The organism is Desulfothermus okinawensis JCM 13304, assembly GCF_054654515.1.
This window is the reverse complement of the sequence record NZ_BAAIEW010000020.1, coordinates 22,173-38,257: the sequence shown is the minus strand read 5'-3', so window position 1 is coordinate 38,257 and position 16,085 is coordinate 22,173. Positions and strand designations below refer to the sequence as shown.

At 32.0% G+C, this 16,085-nt stretch carries 15 protein-coding genes; 10 read left to right on the top strand and 5 right to left on the bottom strand.

Features of this window, described 5'->3' with window-relative positions:
• Positions 1-22 precede the first annotated feature (22 nt).
• The 10 genes from gspE (at position 23) to ACYQ0O_RS08750 (ending at position 8,527) form a co-directional block, all read left to right on the top strand.
• On the top strand, positions 23-1,708 hold the full coding sequence (gene gspE / locus ACYQ0O_RS08795; protein WP_459892199.1) for a type II secretion system ATPase GspE: 1,686 nt from the start codon (positions 23-25) through the stop codon (positions 1,706-1,708).
• 2 nt (positions 1,709-1,710) lie between these two features.
• The gene (locus ACYQ0O_RS08790; RefSeq protein ID WP_459892196.1) at positions 1,711-2,943 is read left to right on the top strand and encodes a type II secretion system F family protein; all 1,233 of its coding nucleotides are present in this window, start codon (positions 1,711-1,713) and stop codon (positions 2,941-2,943) included.
• Between the two features lie 22 nt (positions 2,944-2,965).
• Positions 2,966-3,394, top strand: a complete 429-nt coding sequence (gspG, locus tag ACYQ0O_RS08785; protein WP_075069790.1) for a type II secretion system major pseudopilin GspG — start codon at positions 2,966-2,968, stop codon at positions 3,392-3,394.
• The gene (locus tag ACYQ0O_RS08780) at positions 3,360-3,845 is read left to right on the top strand and encodes a prepilin-type N-terminal cleavage/methylation domain-containing protein (RefSeq protein ID WP_459892194.1); all 486 of its coding nucleotides are present in this window, start codon (positions 3,360-3,362) and stop codon (positions 3,843-3,845) included. The genes gspG and ACYQ0O_RS08780 overlap by 35 nt, the downstream gene beginning before the upstream one ends.
• Position 3,846: 1 nt before the next feature.
• On the top strand, positions 3,847-4,188 hold the full coding sequence (locus tag ACYQ0O_RS08775) for a prepilin-type N-terminal cleavage/methylation domain-containing protein (RefSeq protein WP_459892192.1): 342 nt from the start codon (positions 3,847-3,849) through the stop codon (positions 4,186-4,188).
• A complete protein-coding gene (locus ACYQ0O_RS08770) occupies positions 4,166-4,801 on the top strand; it encodes a PulJ/GspJ family protein (protein WP_459892190.1) in 636 nt (211 codons plus the stop codon). The genes ACYQ0O_RS08775 and ACYQ0O_RS08770 overlap by 23 nt, the downstream gene beginning before the upstream one ends.
• The gene (locus tag ACYQ0O_RS08765) at positions 4,791-5,777 is read left to right on the top strand and encodes a hypothetical protein (protein WP_459892188.1); all 987 of its coding nucleotides are present in this window, start codon (positions 4,791-4,793) and stop codon (positions 5,775-5,777) included. The genes ACYQ0O_RS08770 and ACYQ0O_RS08765 overlap by 11 nt, the downstream gene beginning before the upstream one ends.
• Position 5,778: 1 nt before the next feature.
• Positions 5,779-7,176: a hypothetical protein gene (locus ACYQ0O_RS08760; RefSeq protein ID WP_459892186.1), complete on the top strand. Its 1,398-nt coding sequence runs from the start codon at positions 5,779-5,781 to the stop codon at positions 7,174-7,176.
• A 137-nt stretch (positions 7,177-7,313) separates the two neighbouring features.
• Positions 7,314-7,694, top strand: a complete 381-nt coding sequence (locus ACYQ0O_RS08755) for a hypothetical protein (protein WP_459892184.1) — start codon at positions 7,314-7,316, stop codon at positions 7,692-7,694.
• Positions 7,695-7,699: 5 nt separating this feature from the next.
• Entirely contained in the window at positions 7,700-8,527 is an 828-nt protein-coding gene (locus ACYQ0O_RS08750; protein WP_459892182.1) for a hypothetical protein, read from the top strand.
• A gap of 72 nt (positions 8,528-8,599) precedes the next feature.
• On the opposite strand, the gene ACYQ0O_RS08745 is transcribed toward ACYQ0O_RS08750, so the two are convergent.
• The 5 genes from ACYQ0O_RS08745 to ACYQ0O_RS08725 are packed head-to-tail and all read right to left on the bottom strand — an operon-like array spanning position 8,600 to position 16,037.
• On the bottom strand, positions 8,600-10,639 hold the full coding sequence (locus ACYQ0O_RS08745; protein ID WP_459892180.1) for a ThiF family adenylyltransferase: 2,040 nt from the start codon (positions 10,637-10,639) through the stop codon (positions 8,600-8,602).
• Between the two features lie 17 nt (positions 10,640-10,656).
• Positions 10,657-12,897, bottom strand: coding sequence for an efflux RND transporter permease subunit (locus ACYQ0O_RS08740; protein ID WP_459892178.1), 2,241 nt, complete (start codon positions 12,895-12,897; stop codon positions 10,657-10,659).
• 23 nt (positions 12,898-12,920) lie between these two features.
• Positions 12,921-14,405 (bottom strand): DUF1302 family protein, encoded by a 1,485-nt coding sequence (locus tag ACYQ0O_RS08735; RefSeq protein ID WP_459892176.1) that lies wholly within the window; start codon positions 14,403-14,405, stop codon positions 12,921-12,923.
• Positions 14,368-15,144: an outer membrane lipoprotein-sorting protein gene (locus tag ACYQ0O_RS08730; RefSeq protein WP_459892174.1), complete on the bottom strand. Its 777-nt coding sequence runs from the start codon at positions 15,142-15,144 to the stop codon at positions 14,368-14,370. The genes ACYQ0O_RS08735 and ACYQ0O_RS08730 overlap by 38 nt, the downstream gene beginning before the upstream one ends.
• Complete coding sequence (locus tag ACYQ0O_RS08725) at positions 15,144-16,037, bottom strand: N-acyl amino acid synthase FeeM domain-containing protein (protein ID WP_459892172.1); 894 nt, start codon at positions 16,035-16,037, stop codon at positions 15,144-15,146. Before ACYQ0O_RS08725 ends, ACYQ0O_RS08730 begins: the two co-directional genes overlap by 1 nt.
• Positions 16,038-16,085: the final 48 nt, after the last annotated feature.

The following is a 16,085-nucleotide window of genomic DNA, read 5'->3' as shown; positions in this document are numbered from 1 at the left end:
TCAAAGGGGACTTAGCTTTAGCATGGGTTATGTAAATTATTCATTTGAAATCTTGCACAGAAAAAAGATAATTGAAAATCAAACAGATATTAATTGGAGCGATTTAAATAAAATAATCTCTCAAGTAAAGCACCTCTACAAAGAAGAGGAGATATCAGAGAGAGAATACTTGAAGATAATGTCATTTTTATTGGATATAGATTACGTAGAAGAAATTGAGGATAAAGATAATGCCAAGGATATCATTAAAAAAATCCCCATCCAATATTTAAAAAAATATCCTATTTTTTTAATTGAAGATAACTCCTACATAAAAGTATATATAAGTGATCCTTTCAACCATGAACCATTAACTGACTTGTCTGCACTTTTTAATAAACAGATTGTTCCAATATTGTGTGAATCAAATGAGATTTTGAATACAATAAATTACATCTATGGAGAACTGGAAGAAAACCTTGAAAACACCCTTGAGAACATTGTTCAAGAGGATCCTGTGGACATTTTAAGGGAACTTGAGGAGACAGCTGACCTCCTAGAAGACTACGACCAGGCACCAATAGTCAGGCTGGTAAATCAAATACTCACCCAGGCAGTTAGATTTGGTGCAAGTGATGTTCATTTTGAACCATTTAAGACATATACCAGCGTAAGGTACAGGTTAGATGGTGTACTATATAATCAGCTAAAACTCTCTCAAAAGCTTCATCCACTTGTTATTTCAAGAATAAAGGTCATGGCAAAGTTAAATATCGCTGAAAAAAGGCTGCCCCAGGACGGTAGAATAGAAATAAAGGTAGGCGACAGGACAGTTGATCTCAGGGTTTCTACCATGCCCACTGCCTTTGGAGAAAGGGTGGTCTTAAGGCTACTTGAAAAAGGAAAAAGATTACTTGGTCTAGATGAAATAGGATTAAATAAAGAACTACTTGCCCACATTAGGGACCTAATAACAATCACACATGGAATAATCCTGGTAACAGGGCCAACAGGGAGCGGAAAGACCACAACCTTATATGCTGCCCTTCAGGAAATAAACACCCCTGATAAAAACATCCTCACTATAGAGGACCCAATTGAATATCAGATAAATGGAATCAGTCAGACCCAGGTAAATCCAAAGATTGGACTGACATTTGCCAGGGGACTTAGGACCATGGTGAGGCAGGACCCTGACGTAATTTTAGTGGGGGAGATAAGGGACAGTGAAACAGCAAAAATAGCTATCCAGGCAGCCTTAACTGGTCACCTTGTGCTATCTACCCTGCACACCAATGATGCCCCCTCTGCAATAACAAGGCTAGTGGATATGGGCATTGAGCCATTTTTGGTCTCCTCTGCAGTGAGGGCAATTATAGCACAAAGATTAATCAGGACATTGTGTGAAAACTGCAAACAAGAGTATTCTCCTCCTCCAGAAGAATTCCAACAAATTGGACTAAATGAACAAAAAGGTGTCAGGTTATTTAGACCCGTTGGGTGTGATGAGTGTATAAAGACTGGATTTAAAGGGAGGACTGGTGTTTTTGAAGTATTGACTATGACAAAAGAGATCAGGTCCCTCCTCCTCACCACATATGATAGTAATATTATCTCTCAAAAGGCACGAAAGTTAGGTATGAAAACCTTAAAAGAATATGCAATAGAAAATCTACTTTTAAAGGGTAAAACCTCTTTAAACGAGGTTATCCGGGTCAGCAGGATCTAAGTATGCCCCTGTATGAATACAGAGCAATAGATAAAAGAGGTAGGGTCAAAAAAGGGGTGATAAGTGCATCTAATCTAAAGGTGGCCAGGGATTATATTAAAGGTGAAGGTCTTTATCCAACTGCAATATACAGGACAAATGGGGAGGAGACAAAACAGACAGGAGGCAAAAAATCTTTCTTTTTTAAGGGGATTTTTTCAAAAAGGGGTGGTACAGAGTTTGTCTATTCCATGAGACACCTATCTACCCTACTCTCTTCAGGACTTACCCTGGACTTGTCTTTAAAATCCACTATTTCCCAGATAAAAAATAGCTATTTGAGAAAATCCATGATGCAAATCCTGGAAGACATAAAAGGGGGCATGTCCTTTGCCAGGGCAGCGTCAAAATTCCCAAAGCTCTTTCCACCCTCCATTATTGCCATGATAGAGGCTGGAGAATCATCGGGTTCCCTGGACATAGTACTTGAGGAAATTGCAAATTTACTTGAAAACTCTGCTGATTTTAAGAGGAAAATAATTACAGCTACAGTATATCCAATGTTTATCCTTGTGGTTGGCATTATGGTGGTTATCTTTTTACTTAGTTTTGTTGTGCCAAAGATAACAATGATCTTCGGAGAGCTCAATCAGGTATTGCCACTGCCCACCAGGATACTATTATTTATTAGTTCTTTTTTTAGGTCATTCTGGATAATTATGGTTCTTTTTATTATCTCAATAATACTTTTGTTTAGATTTATATACCTGAGAACCAAATTTAGGGCAAAAATAGATAAATATTTATTCTCCATCTGGATAATTGGAGATATATATAAAAAAATAATATTAGCACGTTTTTCTAATATATTGGGCATGCTATTAAAAAATGGAATTACGCTTATTAATTCATTAAAAATAGTTAAAGGTATATCCCAAAATACAATATATCAACATTCAATTGACAGAATCATTGAAGATGTAAGCCAGGGTAAAGATCTAAAAAGTTCAATGGAAAATAGTATTCTATTTCCTTCACACCTTATACAGATGATAAGTGCAGGTGAGGAATCAGGCAGGCTTGATGAACTTTTACTAAAAATTGGAGATAGATTGGAAAAGGAAATTAGTTCCAGATTAACCATTGCTACTTCCCTGCTTGAACCTATACTTATACTCATGTTGGGGGGAATTGTGGGATTTGTAGTAATATCAATTCTACTGCCAATATTTGAGATGAGTAAGTTGGTAAGATAAATTATAAGGAGGAATTATTATTATGAGATCAGGTCAAAGGGGATTTACATTAATAGAAATTATGATTGTTATTGTTATTTTGGGAATACTTGCAGGGCTCATTGTTCCGCGGATAATGAATGAGCCAGATAAGGCCAGGGTAGTAAAGGCCAAACTACAGATACAGAACCTGTCCATGGCACTTAAGAAATTTAAGATGGATAATGGATTCTATCCTTCCACTGAGCAAGGATTAGATGCCCTGGTAAAAAAACCAGTAATTGGACGCATCCCCAAAAATTATCCTGAAAGGGGTTATTTGTCAAAGATTCCAAAGGACCCCTGGGGAAATGACTATATCTATATATGCCCTGGAGAACACGCTGACTTTGAAATAATATCCTATGGAGCAGATGGAAAAGAGGGTGGAGAAGGTTTTGACGCAGATATTAAAAGTTATGAATTGGAATAGGTCTGGATTTACCTTAATAGAAATTATCATAGTACTGGTTATAATCTCCCTATTTCTGGGACTGGGACTCCCAAAGGTATTGGAATCTTTTGCTGAGTCCAATATATCAAAGGCTGCAAGGGATATATCCCTCTTTATTGAGCAAACAAGAACTAATTGTATTTTAAAAAAAAAGGATACATATATACTCTTTGACATAACAAAAAATAGAATATCCACACCAGGGTTAGATAATAAAGTAAGAGAAAAAAAAATAAATATACCCAATGACATAGAAATGAGAATAGAATATCAAAACAAAGATATATTTAATGGACAAGTAAAGGTCGTAATATCTAATTTTGGTTATATAAGCCCTTTAAAGATTTTCCTACAAAAAGAAGGACATAATAATATTATAATAGAAGTTGCACCTTTTTTGCTTCAAAACAAAATTATATATAACAGTTGATATGAAAGGATTTACCTTAATAGAAGTCATAGTTTCAATGGCCATAATTGCTATAGGAATTTTAGCTATTTTTGAATCAATAAATAGTATAAGTGATACAATAGTAAAATGTAATGATATGAATTATTTAATACATTTCAGTGAATCAGAGTTCAATAAATTTAAATCCATTGAAACGAATGTGTACTCCTTTTCAGGAGATGTAGATGAGAAAGACTATGTATGGAGTTATATTGAAGATGATATTGGTCTCTACAATATTGTAAGGACATCTATTGTTGTAAATAACAAACAAAGTGATTACAAGTTATTAGAGTTATATGAATACAAAGCAAAAATGTAAATACAAGGGATTTACATTAATAGAAATTTTAGTATCCCTTGCTATCTGTTCAATACTTCTGGTTGGTCTCTATATATCATTTATTAATATAATGGATTTTTCAAAGTCTATTGATACTGAGACTACTCTAATAAATATGGATAACATGCTCACCATATTACTTGATAGGGATGTCTCATCCATCTATATGGACAAAAAGGAGATGGGCAAATTCAAAATCACGGGAAAAAATGAAGCTTACAATGGGTCCAGATTACTTACACTCTATACAACCAACTCATTGATTAACAGACCAGATAGCTACTCTATAAATAAAGTTGAATATTATCTAAAAAAAAATGAAGAGGGTGAGGATTACTCCTTGATTAGATCAGAAATACCCTTTGGTAGTATAGATGAAATTAAAAATAGCCCTATGAAAATTAAGGTTGCAGATTATATAGAGAATTTAAATATATTTTTTTTTGATAAAAATGGGTCTAAGTACGATTATTGGGATATGGATGATATGAAAACTACACCTTATGCCATTTTGCTGGAAATTTCATTTAATTTAAAGGGTAAAACACATAAATTAAAGCATCTATTTTCTATAGTATCAAATGAAACATAATAGTGGCATTGTTCTAATATCTGTATTAATCATAATCTTTATTTTAATAATTGTGTTATACCAAATGGTAAAAGTGGCAGATATAGAACTAAATACAACTCAGATGCTTAGAGAATTTTTTATTGCAAAACATAGGGCCATATCAGGCATTAATTTTGGAGAAGCAGTACTTATTTTTGATAAGGAAAAGACAAAATCAGATTGTGATACCCTATTGGATATCTGGAATAATTTGTATGCCTCCCAGGAATATCTACCAGAAGATATAGGTCCTGAATATTTAGATATAAAAATTGAAGATGAGCAATCAAAAATACCTATAAATTATATGGTTGATAAACAAAAGGGGAAAACCTATGCTAAAGTAGTCAAAAATTTGCTTATGGATGAATTAGGTATGACAGAGAATATGTCTGAAAATATAATAAAGGAGATTAAAAATTGGATAAACCCTAAAAAATATCCTTTAGAAGAAGTTGAAGTTATAAATCCATATTATAATGATAGACAATATACATCTAAAAATGGTACCTTTGAAACACTGGGGGAGATGCTCCTTTTACCATCTGTTAATAGTACAATATACTATGGTAATGCAGACAAACCAGGCTTAAAAGACCTGTTTACAGTATATTCTGATGATGGGAAAATTAACATTAATACATGTAAAAAGTTTGTACTCAAATCCCTTATCTTAAATGATATTGATTTAGATAAGATAAATGAATACATTAATAATATTTTAAAGAAAAGATCTGATCCCTTTTATAAGGAAGCTTTATGTAACATTAATTGGATAAAAAAGAATAATCTAGAATACAAAGATATAGATATACCGTACAATATACTTACTACCAAAAGTACCTATTTTAAAATAATATCTACAGGAATTGCTGGATCATATAACTGCACAATAATAAGGTTTGTAAAAAGGAAAAATTCAAAAATAAAAACCATTTTTCAAACAGAATATTAATATGAAAAAAATTCTAATTAGTTATATTAGATCAGATGGAAATGTTGTATCCATTTTAATGGAACAAGAAAAAAACTACTACAAGGCAATAAACGAATTAGAATGGTCAATTGACAATGATCAAACTAATGTGACAGAATTGTGCCAGGAAAATTTTGGAAATATAGCTGAATTTATAACCATTTTATCCAGCAACTATTTCATAACAAGGGAACTTAGCTTTCCCTTTAAAAACATTGATAATATAAAACAGGCCATATACCTTGAAATGGGCCCAGAACTTCCAATTAAGGAGAACAATCTCATATATGATTTTATTTTTTTAGATAAATCAAAAAACAAATCTAATGTATTGGGAATTGGTGGACAAAAATCCTTTATTGAGGGAATTTTTAATAAATTCTCAACAAAAAATTCAAATACAATTTCTACATTTACACTGGATATTCAGTGCATCATTAGCTCATTAAATTCAATCGAATTAAACAGTGCAGTATGTCTGTATGAAGATGGGGACTACCTAACTTTAATACTAAAAGACAAAGATACATTTAAATACCACAAATTCTACTCCAACTTAAAAAATATTACCAATACCAATAAAAAAATTGAAATTATAGAAAATTTTATAAGGGATTATATAGGATTAAAACAAGAGGAAATTAATTTAATTGTTATACCATCAAGTTATATAGATGATGAATTAATATCAAGATTTAACTCAATAAAAAAGTATAAAGTAATAGAACCTGCCACGTTAATAGAAAAAGATATAAAACTCACAGGTAATATTGATTTTTCCTCCTCATCACACATCATTTGTTTACTTTCCCTCTACATAAAGAAACACAAGGACAAGATAATTGACTTTGACAAAAAAGGGTATGTAACATTAAAGGAAATTTTACTAAATAAAACCTTTCTCTACTATCTAGTTCCAATAATCATGGTTTTTATATTTATATCAACTTATCTTGGAACAAAAATCTATTTTATAAACAAATTTGACCAGGAAATTAGAAAAAAAATTCAACTGATTTTTAAAAGAAACTTTCCAGAAATAAACAGAGAACTTACAATTGAACAAATCTTAAGTGTATTTAGAGGTAAAATAAATGAGTTGCAAAATACAGAAAAGACCACTTATAAGGGTATGGATCCCCTTCTTGTACTTAGAGATATTTCATTATACAAACCAGACAATATAAATTTAATTATTGAAGAATTTTCCTTTAATGTAAATAAGGTGATATTAAAAGGCAAAACCGATTCTCTGGATACATTAACTAGTTTTAGAAAAAATATTAATAAACACGCCAACTATAAGGTCTCTTTAAAACAGGCTAATTGGGATAAAAATAAAAAGAGCGTTCATTTTATTGTGGAGATAGAAAAGTAATGAATATAAACTCAGTAGCCAAACAGGATATTTTTAAATTTCAGTTCATTTTTATTTTTGTATTATTTGTTTTATTTCTTCTAATTATATACCTCCCATTACACAAAAAAATAACACACATGGAACATGAAAGCAAAATGCTTTACGAAAAATTAGGAAAAATTACATTATTAGAAAATACCTATAGGTCATTAATACATAATGGATTTAGAACCAGTTCCAAGGACATTGGATCTGATAGCTTGGTTAGTATTGTTCAAAAAATATTAAAACAAACAGGCATAGAGGAAAATCTTATATCAATTGTCCCATCTACTAGAAGGCTGGATAACAAAAACAACGAGCAATTTGTGGACATTAAATTAGAAGGTCTTGGATTAAAGGAAGCAGTTAGTTTTTTAGAAAGATTACATAAAATTAATCAAATACACATAACCAGATTAAATATTGTGAGAAAAAATGGTGAACAAGCTACAATAACTCTTCGTATTCTTTTAAAATCTAAAACCATATCTTAACTGTCATGAAAAAATTTATACTAGCAATTACATTATTTCTTTATTTTTTCCTATTCACTATTATTTGTTTCTTATACACCTTTCCATATGACACTTTGACTACCTATATAAACTATTTCTTACAAGGATATACTTCAGGCCATATAAAAGTTAAATCTATAAAATATAAATTCCCACTTAGATTTAATATATATACAGATATTGATAATTCAATAAAATATATAAATACAGAAAAAAATATTTATGTAAGTATTAATCCAGATCTATTAAAAATTGGGGCATTCAATATATATTTGTATGCTCCAAATGATAAAATAATAAAATCTAGGATATTTCTTGATAATCTTTTTCACAAACCTGTTATGAAAGATATATATGTAGATTTATATGGACTAAAAATAGCTTCCATACCCATATATAACAGCAATATTTTTATAAAAGGGAAGATACAGGGATTAATTAAATTAAAAAAGGGCAAACAAAACACCTATACTTTACAGGGAAATCTCAAAGGCATTAGAGTGTTGGTGGATGCATATGGTTTAAAAAGGGAAATCCCAATTACAGTGGATAGGATAGATGGAGATATAAAATCTACTAAAATTAATATAAGTAAATTAAAACTAACATCTCCTTATTTTATTTTGGATGGAAGGGGGAATATATATCTCAAAAAAAATATTATGGATTCTATAATCTCACTAACTGGTTCAATAAATTTAAATCTAAAAAATATAAAAAAAGACCTCATCTCATTTCCATTTAATAATAAATCTCGTGTAAAATATTCCATCCATGGAACCCTTGGCTCATTGAAATACAAAATTAGATGATATGCCAATATGTTAAAGGCTGCTTCAATATGATCATAGGCTACAATATCTACCCAACTATAGTCTGAAGCACTAATATAAAATTTTTTGATTTATATTCCTTCTAAGGGTTCTCACCTTTACATCTGATTTTGCATATCCCAACCTAAAGAGCATAATATGAGACTCATTAGCCCTTAAATCTAGCTCAAAAAGATGTTCATATTGAGGCCAAATTTGTGCTAACATCTCTCTATGTCTATCAAGAAAACTATTCTTTTCTCTTTTCCATCTTTCCCAAAAAAGGGTAATTGCAGTCATTGGCTGGAAGTGAAGGCCATTTTTACAACTCTCAAGCCACACCCTTTGCATGGACATTCCGCCTTTTAAAAACGATTTCCTACTGTTTCCTGACACTATTATAAGCCCCACAGCTGAGGAAGATATAAGAGCTCTATATGAGTGATATGCAACTAATTTCCCAATCCCTAATTTGTTAAATAATTCCATAACCGCCCATGGTTTTGTTATTCTCAAAAATATTTCCCCAGCCACTCCTGCTTCCAGGTTCTTTAATGGAAGTCCATCTCTGGTGCTATACATTTCCCGCTGATTAAATCTTATCATTTCCATCAAATGCTCATGAAGGGGGCGGAATTCTACCCTGATCTTATCCACATTATACACTATCTTAGCTATATTCTTTATTTTTGAACGATCGCAAATTAATTTGACCTTTGCTCCATCAATTTTCTCTCCCTGTTCTCTTATTGAATTTAATACTGAATCCTCAATTTGAATCCTTTTATAAAATTTTCTATTTGTATGTCTTATCCATATAAATTCACTTAAAGGGTCTTTTTCACATTTAACTGCATTTTTAAAATCCAAGACTCCCATTAAATTAGAATTATCAACATATGGAAGAAGCTCAACTTTAGGCATTATATTCAAAGAACTGGCTGCGATTTTCATATTCTCAATTACAGCACCACAGGAGATAATAGATGCTATTTGATCCACATTAAAAAAAGATTTGTCCCTTTGATCATCTAAGTAGACAAAAATCTTTTTTTCCTGGGCCTTAAATTTCCAGGGTTGTGCATTGTCTCCAGATGGAGCGCATATACCAGCTCCAATTAAATAATTAACTAGTCCTTGTGAAAAAGATTTCACCTCATTTTGATCCGGAACCTGGGGGACTTTTATTTCACCCTCATCTATTTCCATTTTTAAAATAAACCTTTTGACCACAATCTTTTTTAGTTGTTGAATATAATTCCTATTACCTCCAATTAAATATCCCTTTACAAATTTCCCCCTATATGGATCAAATTGGTGGTAATATGGTACAGGCCTAATCTTTCCCCTGTTTAGCAGAATCTTAACAACTTCCACCCCTGCCATTGCAGCGCACATATTACACGCAACAATTGTTGATGGCCCTTTTTTTTCCTTTAAATCAACTTTATTTTTATCAATGTATTTTATATGAAGACCTTTTGGTGCAAGGCCAAGGGCAAAATTTATGTATTTCTCTATCTCAGGCATACCATCATAAACATCAAAGTACTCATCAAAGGACATACCTCTATCTGGAGAAAAAACCAAAACTGCAGACCCAAAACCAAGAGGTGCTGCTGTTATGACATATATTCCTTTATCCCTTGCCCTATTAAACAGCTCCCTTCTTATGTCAAACTCAAAAAAATCCAGACCATCCACAACCACGTCTACACCATTTAAAAAATTATCTATGTTCTCCTTGGAAAGCCCATCTTTGTAAAGAGTTATTTCTAAATAGGGATTTATATCCAGGGCCTCTTCTGCCATGCACTCTATCTTTGGTTTCCCAAAATTAGATACTTTGGCACCATATTGTCTATTGATGTTTACAACATCGAATCTATCAAAATCAGCTAGATTGAATTTACCAACTCCTAGCCTGGTTAAAGTAATTAAATGAATCCCACCAACTCCACCCATCCCAGGTATTGCAACCCTACTATTTGAAAGTGTCATTATTTCTTTTTCTGAGAGAATACCAATTGTTCTTGAAAAGGCATTGTTTATATATTCTTCTTTACTAGATATACCACATTCCTTTAATGATTCTTTTATATTCTCTATCATAAAATATCTCTCCTATTTTAGTCCTTTCTTATCATCAATATACATGGAAGCAATATCAAATCACCTATTAAAGCCGTTAACATAATTATAGATGTAAGCAATCCAAAATCAAAGGTGGGATGGAATTTACTTGTAATAAGTACTGCAAATCCAAAAAATAAAATTATAGATGAACTAATAATTGCCCTGCCTTTATTTTTTATTGTTTCATATACAGAATTTTGAGAAGACAAATTTTCTTTTTTTCTTAATTTTAAATATTCTGACAAAAAATGAATTGTGTCATCTACGGCTATTCCTATGGCAACTGCAGAGATAAGAGAAGTAGCTGTATTCAAAGTAATTCCAAAAAGACCCATAATTGCGAAATTCAAAAGGATAGGGAAAATATTGGGGATCAAGCTTATAAGGCCAATAGACAAAGACCTTAAAACCAGAATCATAATTAAACCTATGGTTATACCTGCATATAATAGGCTCTTTATCTGACTGTTTACCAATGCATCTATTATTATCACCTGTTGTAGGGCCCTACCAGTAACCCTGGCGGTAATATCATGGGGAGTATACTTTTTTAAAAAATTTTCTATTTTTTGAATAATGATCTTTTGTTTTGATGATGCATGTTCTGATAATCTAATGGACAATCTTGTTTCATCAAATGACTCTGTTACAAAATCATCTAGGGTTGATATATCAAAAAGCAGTAGATACTGAGATATCATATTTCTTGAATCAGGTATTTTATACCATTTTGGATCTTCGTTGTGAAAGGATTTATTCATTTCTTTCAAATAGTCATTTAAGCTAATGACTTTATCAACACCATGAATTTTATTTATAAAATCTTGTAATTTCTCTATAAAATAGAGTTTTTTGGGATCTTTAAATCCATCTATATCTGTTTTTAAATATACATCTAAAGAACCTGTACCTGATAGATTTTTTTCCACAAACATTAGGTCCTTATATTCCTTTGTTGATGGCATAAAAAATTTATTTAGATCTGTCTCAACCCTAACTTTAGATGCACCCCATAAGGAAAATATACAAATAACCAAAAATAAAATTAATAGCTTCATTCCATGGCTACTGGTCAATCTATAAATTTTTTCTACAAACCTATTTATAAAATCATCTTTTTTTGAAAAATCCCTAAAGACCCATCTACTGGGAGAATATATTAGTATAGGGGGAATAAACATAAATGCATAAAAAAATTCAAATACCATTCCACCAGATGACATCAATGCAAAATCCCTTATGGGAGATAACTCGCTGCTAATTAGGGATAAGAATCCCACTGCTGTTGTAAGGGTGGTTAAAAAACAAGGGAGAAATAGTCGTCTTATTATGTGTTTTAGAGCATCTATCTTGGACATGGTCTGAAAAAGGGTTGAGTCCAAATGGGAAAAGATGTGGACAGTATCTGCCAGGGACATGGACATAATAAGAGGAGGAACTATAGAAGTAACATTGTGAAGGTAAGTTCCAGTTAAACCAAAAAGCCCCATAGTGGACATCATACATGCAGAAATATTTATAACTGCGATGAGTACAAGATATGGCTTTCTAAAAAAAATCCATATAACAAAAAGCACCAGGATATATGTAATGGGTATAAATACCTTTAAATCCCTTTTCATATATTGACTTAAAGCAAAATCAGTAATTGTCCAACCAGCCATATGAAAGGAAAAATACTTAGAGTATTTATCAAGGACCTTATCCACTCGTTTTAACAATTTTTCCCTGTAGTCTGGATCATCGTGTCTTATATAAGTAACAACTACTATAGCAGTTGTAGATCCATCTTTTGATATCAAATTATCCCTATATAGGGGATTTTGTATAGCCTCTTTTTTTAACTTTTCACATTCTTTAACAGAATTTGGTATTTTTTCTAAAAAATCCCTTACTTCAAAAAAATCCTCACCGCCTTTTATATCATCCACATTGGCAAGTGATATTACATCTTTTGCCAATTTGATGGACTCTAGATCCTCAGTTAGTTTCTTTAAGATATTGAGTTTGTTAGGGGTAAATAAATGCTCGTCTTTAAAGGCTATTACAAAAAATTCATCGCTTCCAAAGGTCTTTCTAAATTTATCATAAAACTTTCTGGCAGAATTATCCTTTAAATCAAAATAATCAACGTTATTTACAGTCTTTACCTTTGGTAGGTATGAAGAAAAAAAAGATAAAACAATGAAACATATTACAAGAAACAGACGGGGATATTTCAGTGATATGTCCATATTATCTTTCTTAAACAACCTTGCTAAAAGTAGTACTTAAGTTTTATGTAGAATTGGTCCATTAAATCATATTGACCTAGCAATGTATCATTATCACCACCAAAGAAAAAACTCCCAACTTCAATATGAAAATTGGGAATGGCTTTACATTCAATATATGGATTTATTAAATATGAATAATCTGAAAGAAAATATGAAGATTTAACACCTACTTTCCAGTCCCCTGCAAAAAAACCTTTAGATAACTCCCCAAGTAAGGACACATTGTCCTCTTTAAAATAAAGAATTTCATCTTTATAATTAAAAATATGATTATGAGAAAACTGAACATTTAAATATAGATCATTTTCTCCATTGTAATCTATACCCACTACATACCACAAGCTTTCCCTATGAATGGAAGTTAAAGTCTCAGTTAAATAACCAGTTTTGTCAAAATAAGCAGCCTCTCCCCTTATACCAAAATCTCCAGCACCTCCTTCAAATTCAAAACCAAATATATTTCTACGAATATATGTTGCTCGAATATCCTTTTCCTCCATCTTCAAAAGAGGTAGTTGAGAAAGTAGATTTTCTCCAGAAAAATCTTCTTTTATCCTAAGCCCAGATACAGGGAAATACTTTATATAAGGACTTTGATCAAAATTGTTCAAATAACTAAATGCCAAATCTACCCTGTCAAAGGTAAACCCAACCCTTGCGCCTGCTTGAATATTTTTTAGGGATTTTGAGGGAATATCCTTATCCACCTGGAGATTATTAACGTAATTTTTAAGATATGCCGTCATTACTGGATTAAGTGGATATCTATCTAAATAGTACTTGGAGCTCATTTTTAGCTGTTTAAATACAGAAAAGTTTCTGTCAAAAAAATAGACCTCATCTGGTTCCACAAAGGGAATAATCACCCCCTCGATGCGTATATTTTTTTTAAAAAATTCAACATCTGCTATCCAATTTGGGATCTTTCTATCTTCATAAGTTGGGATAATAAAAAGCCTGAGATCTTGAGAATTTACATTGTCCACAGGACTTATTTCATCGGTCTTTCCCCATCTAATAATCTGCTTTCCTATCCTAAATCTAAATGGCCCTTTGTTTAACACCAAATAGCCTTCATATAAACCAAAGTCTTCATCCCGTGTATCATCTACGTTATCTATATACAGCAGATTCCACTGAAGGGATAACTTAATATAGGATTTTCTTCTTGATAAAACAAATAGTTGGTCCCTTGGAGAGAGATCATATTTTAGGCTTGTCCTAACAAGGGGGTTTGCATATCTATTGTCTTCAAATTTATCATAGTCAAATTGATTTGCAAATGTTGATTTTATTATACCTGATATGGATAAATTGTCTTTGAAATCTTTATAAAGGGAAAAATCTTTTTTATTTAATGTATAACTGTTACCAGCAACACATATACTTTGCAAAATAAATACAAAAATTAGTGTCAGTAAAAATAAATTACCAGTTCTCCAGATTTCTCTTTGTGAAGATATCATCTCCAATCCCCGCTATGTTGTACTTTATATCCTCAACTTTCAATATGGTCTTATGTTTTCGCTTTAAATTCTCCATGACCATGACCATGGGAGTCCATATACCCTGAATCTTTTCCAATTTTTCTACGTTTAATATTTTAAATAATTCATTGTGTTTATCATAAAATTCTGTCTTTATACTTAAATAAATATTTTCTGGTACATAACTCCTAATCAATGAATACTTTGTGTTGGTACCTGGCTTTGGAGTAGACTCCAAAATATAACAGACTTTATGGTCTATTTTTTCCTTTCCAACGATTTTGTGTTCAAATTCATCTACACTTCGTCTTTCCATATCTTCATAAGTAAAATCACTATTTACAAAGGAACTGCCCTTTTGTGATGAGACTATCCTCCTAGAGCGTCTGAGTGAGGGCAGATATAAATATTGGGTGGTTTTACCGTCCTTATCTTCAATTGACAAAAAACCTGTACCAGCGATGTCTTGGGGCTCCAAAAATCTCATAAAATTCTTTCTAATGGAGTCTTTTTCCATGAATACACTTACAAACTTCCTTTCCCTTTTTCTTCCCCTTTTATCTATTAATATCATAGAGACAACGGCCCTGGAATTATCTCCTAGATATCTATCGTGTATCTTCTTAGCCAGCTCCCTACCAGTTAGTTCTTGCCCATAACAAACAAAGGCAACGAAAAAAAGCAGAAGCAATAAAAGTAAAGTTTTTATCTTCACCATTATAAAACTCCTTTTCTATCCAGACCCTTATATGCAGACAATAACTTTTCCCTTTGCCTTGGTGTAAGCTTCTCTTTTATTGAGGGATCTTTTTCCAAAAAATATGCAATTGTATCTGCAGTAATCTGTTTAGGCCTAGGTTTTACCTTCTCTAAATCATGTCTAAATATGGAAGAGGCTTTTATTGGCCTTGACCCTGTCATTAAGTAAAAATAGTAATCCAGTGGAGTTTCCATATCCAATGCCTGAAATATCTCTATCATTTCCTCGATAGAGTCTTCAACTCTGCCACGTAGACCTATTGCAGGAGCATTAACCCTTGGATACATCTTTTCTTCCCCCAACTTTTCAAACGGGAATAAATTCATATAATATCTAACATGCCTGGGATTTACTGCAATACATATATCGTCAACACCTTTATAAAGTGAATACCAATACATAACCTGAACTTGATATAAAAAAATATTCTTCCACCTATATTCCCTAGGTGTTGCCAAGGCTGATAATTCCACCACGTTGCGATTTTTTTCCCTTAACTCATCTAGCTCATCTTTGTATATCACATCCATTGGCAGACCAAAGTCTTCTGTATCAAAAATCTCAGTTAATGTGGATATTACTGTTAAATACCTCTTAGCTATAATATGTACAGTCTCAGGCAAGAGAGAATATATGGAAAAATATAGTTTGTGCTCCTTTGGGTCTGTTATATACTTTTTTTCTGAATACACTTGATACACCAGAGCAAATGCCTGTTCTAGCTCATCCTTGGTTTCAGCAAATTTAATAGAAGGCTTTTCTAAATCATCTAGGCCCAATCTTTTTAGACCAGAGTACCTTATCCTTAAAGTCCTACGTCTATCAATGCCCTTTTCTCGGGATTCAGACACGTTGACCCCTCCCTCCCTAAACATATCTTTTGCTCCCTTATTTTTTTT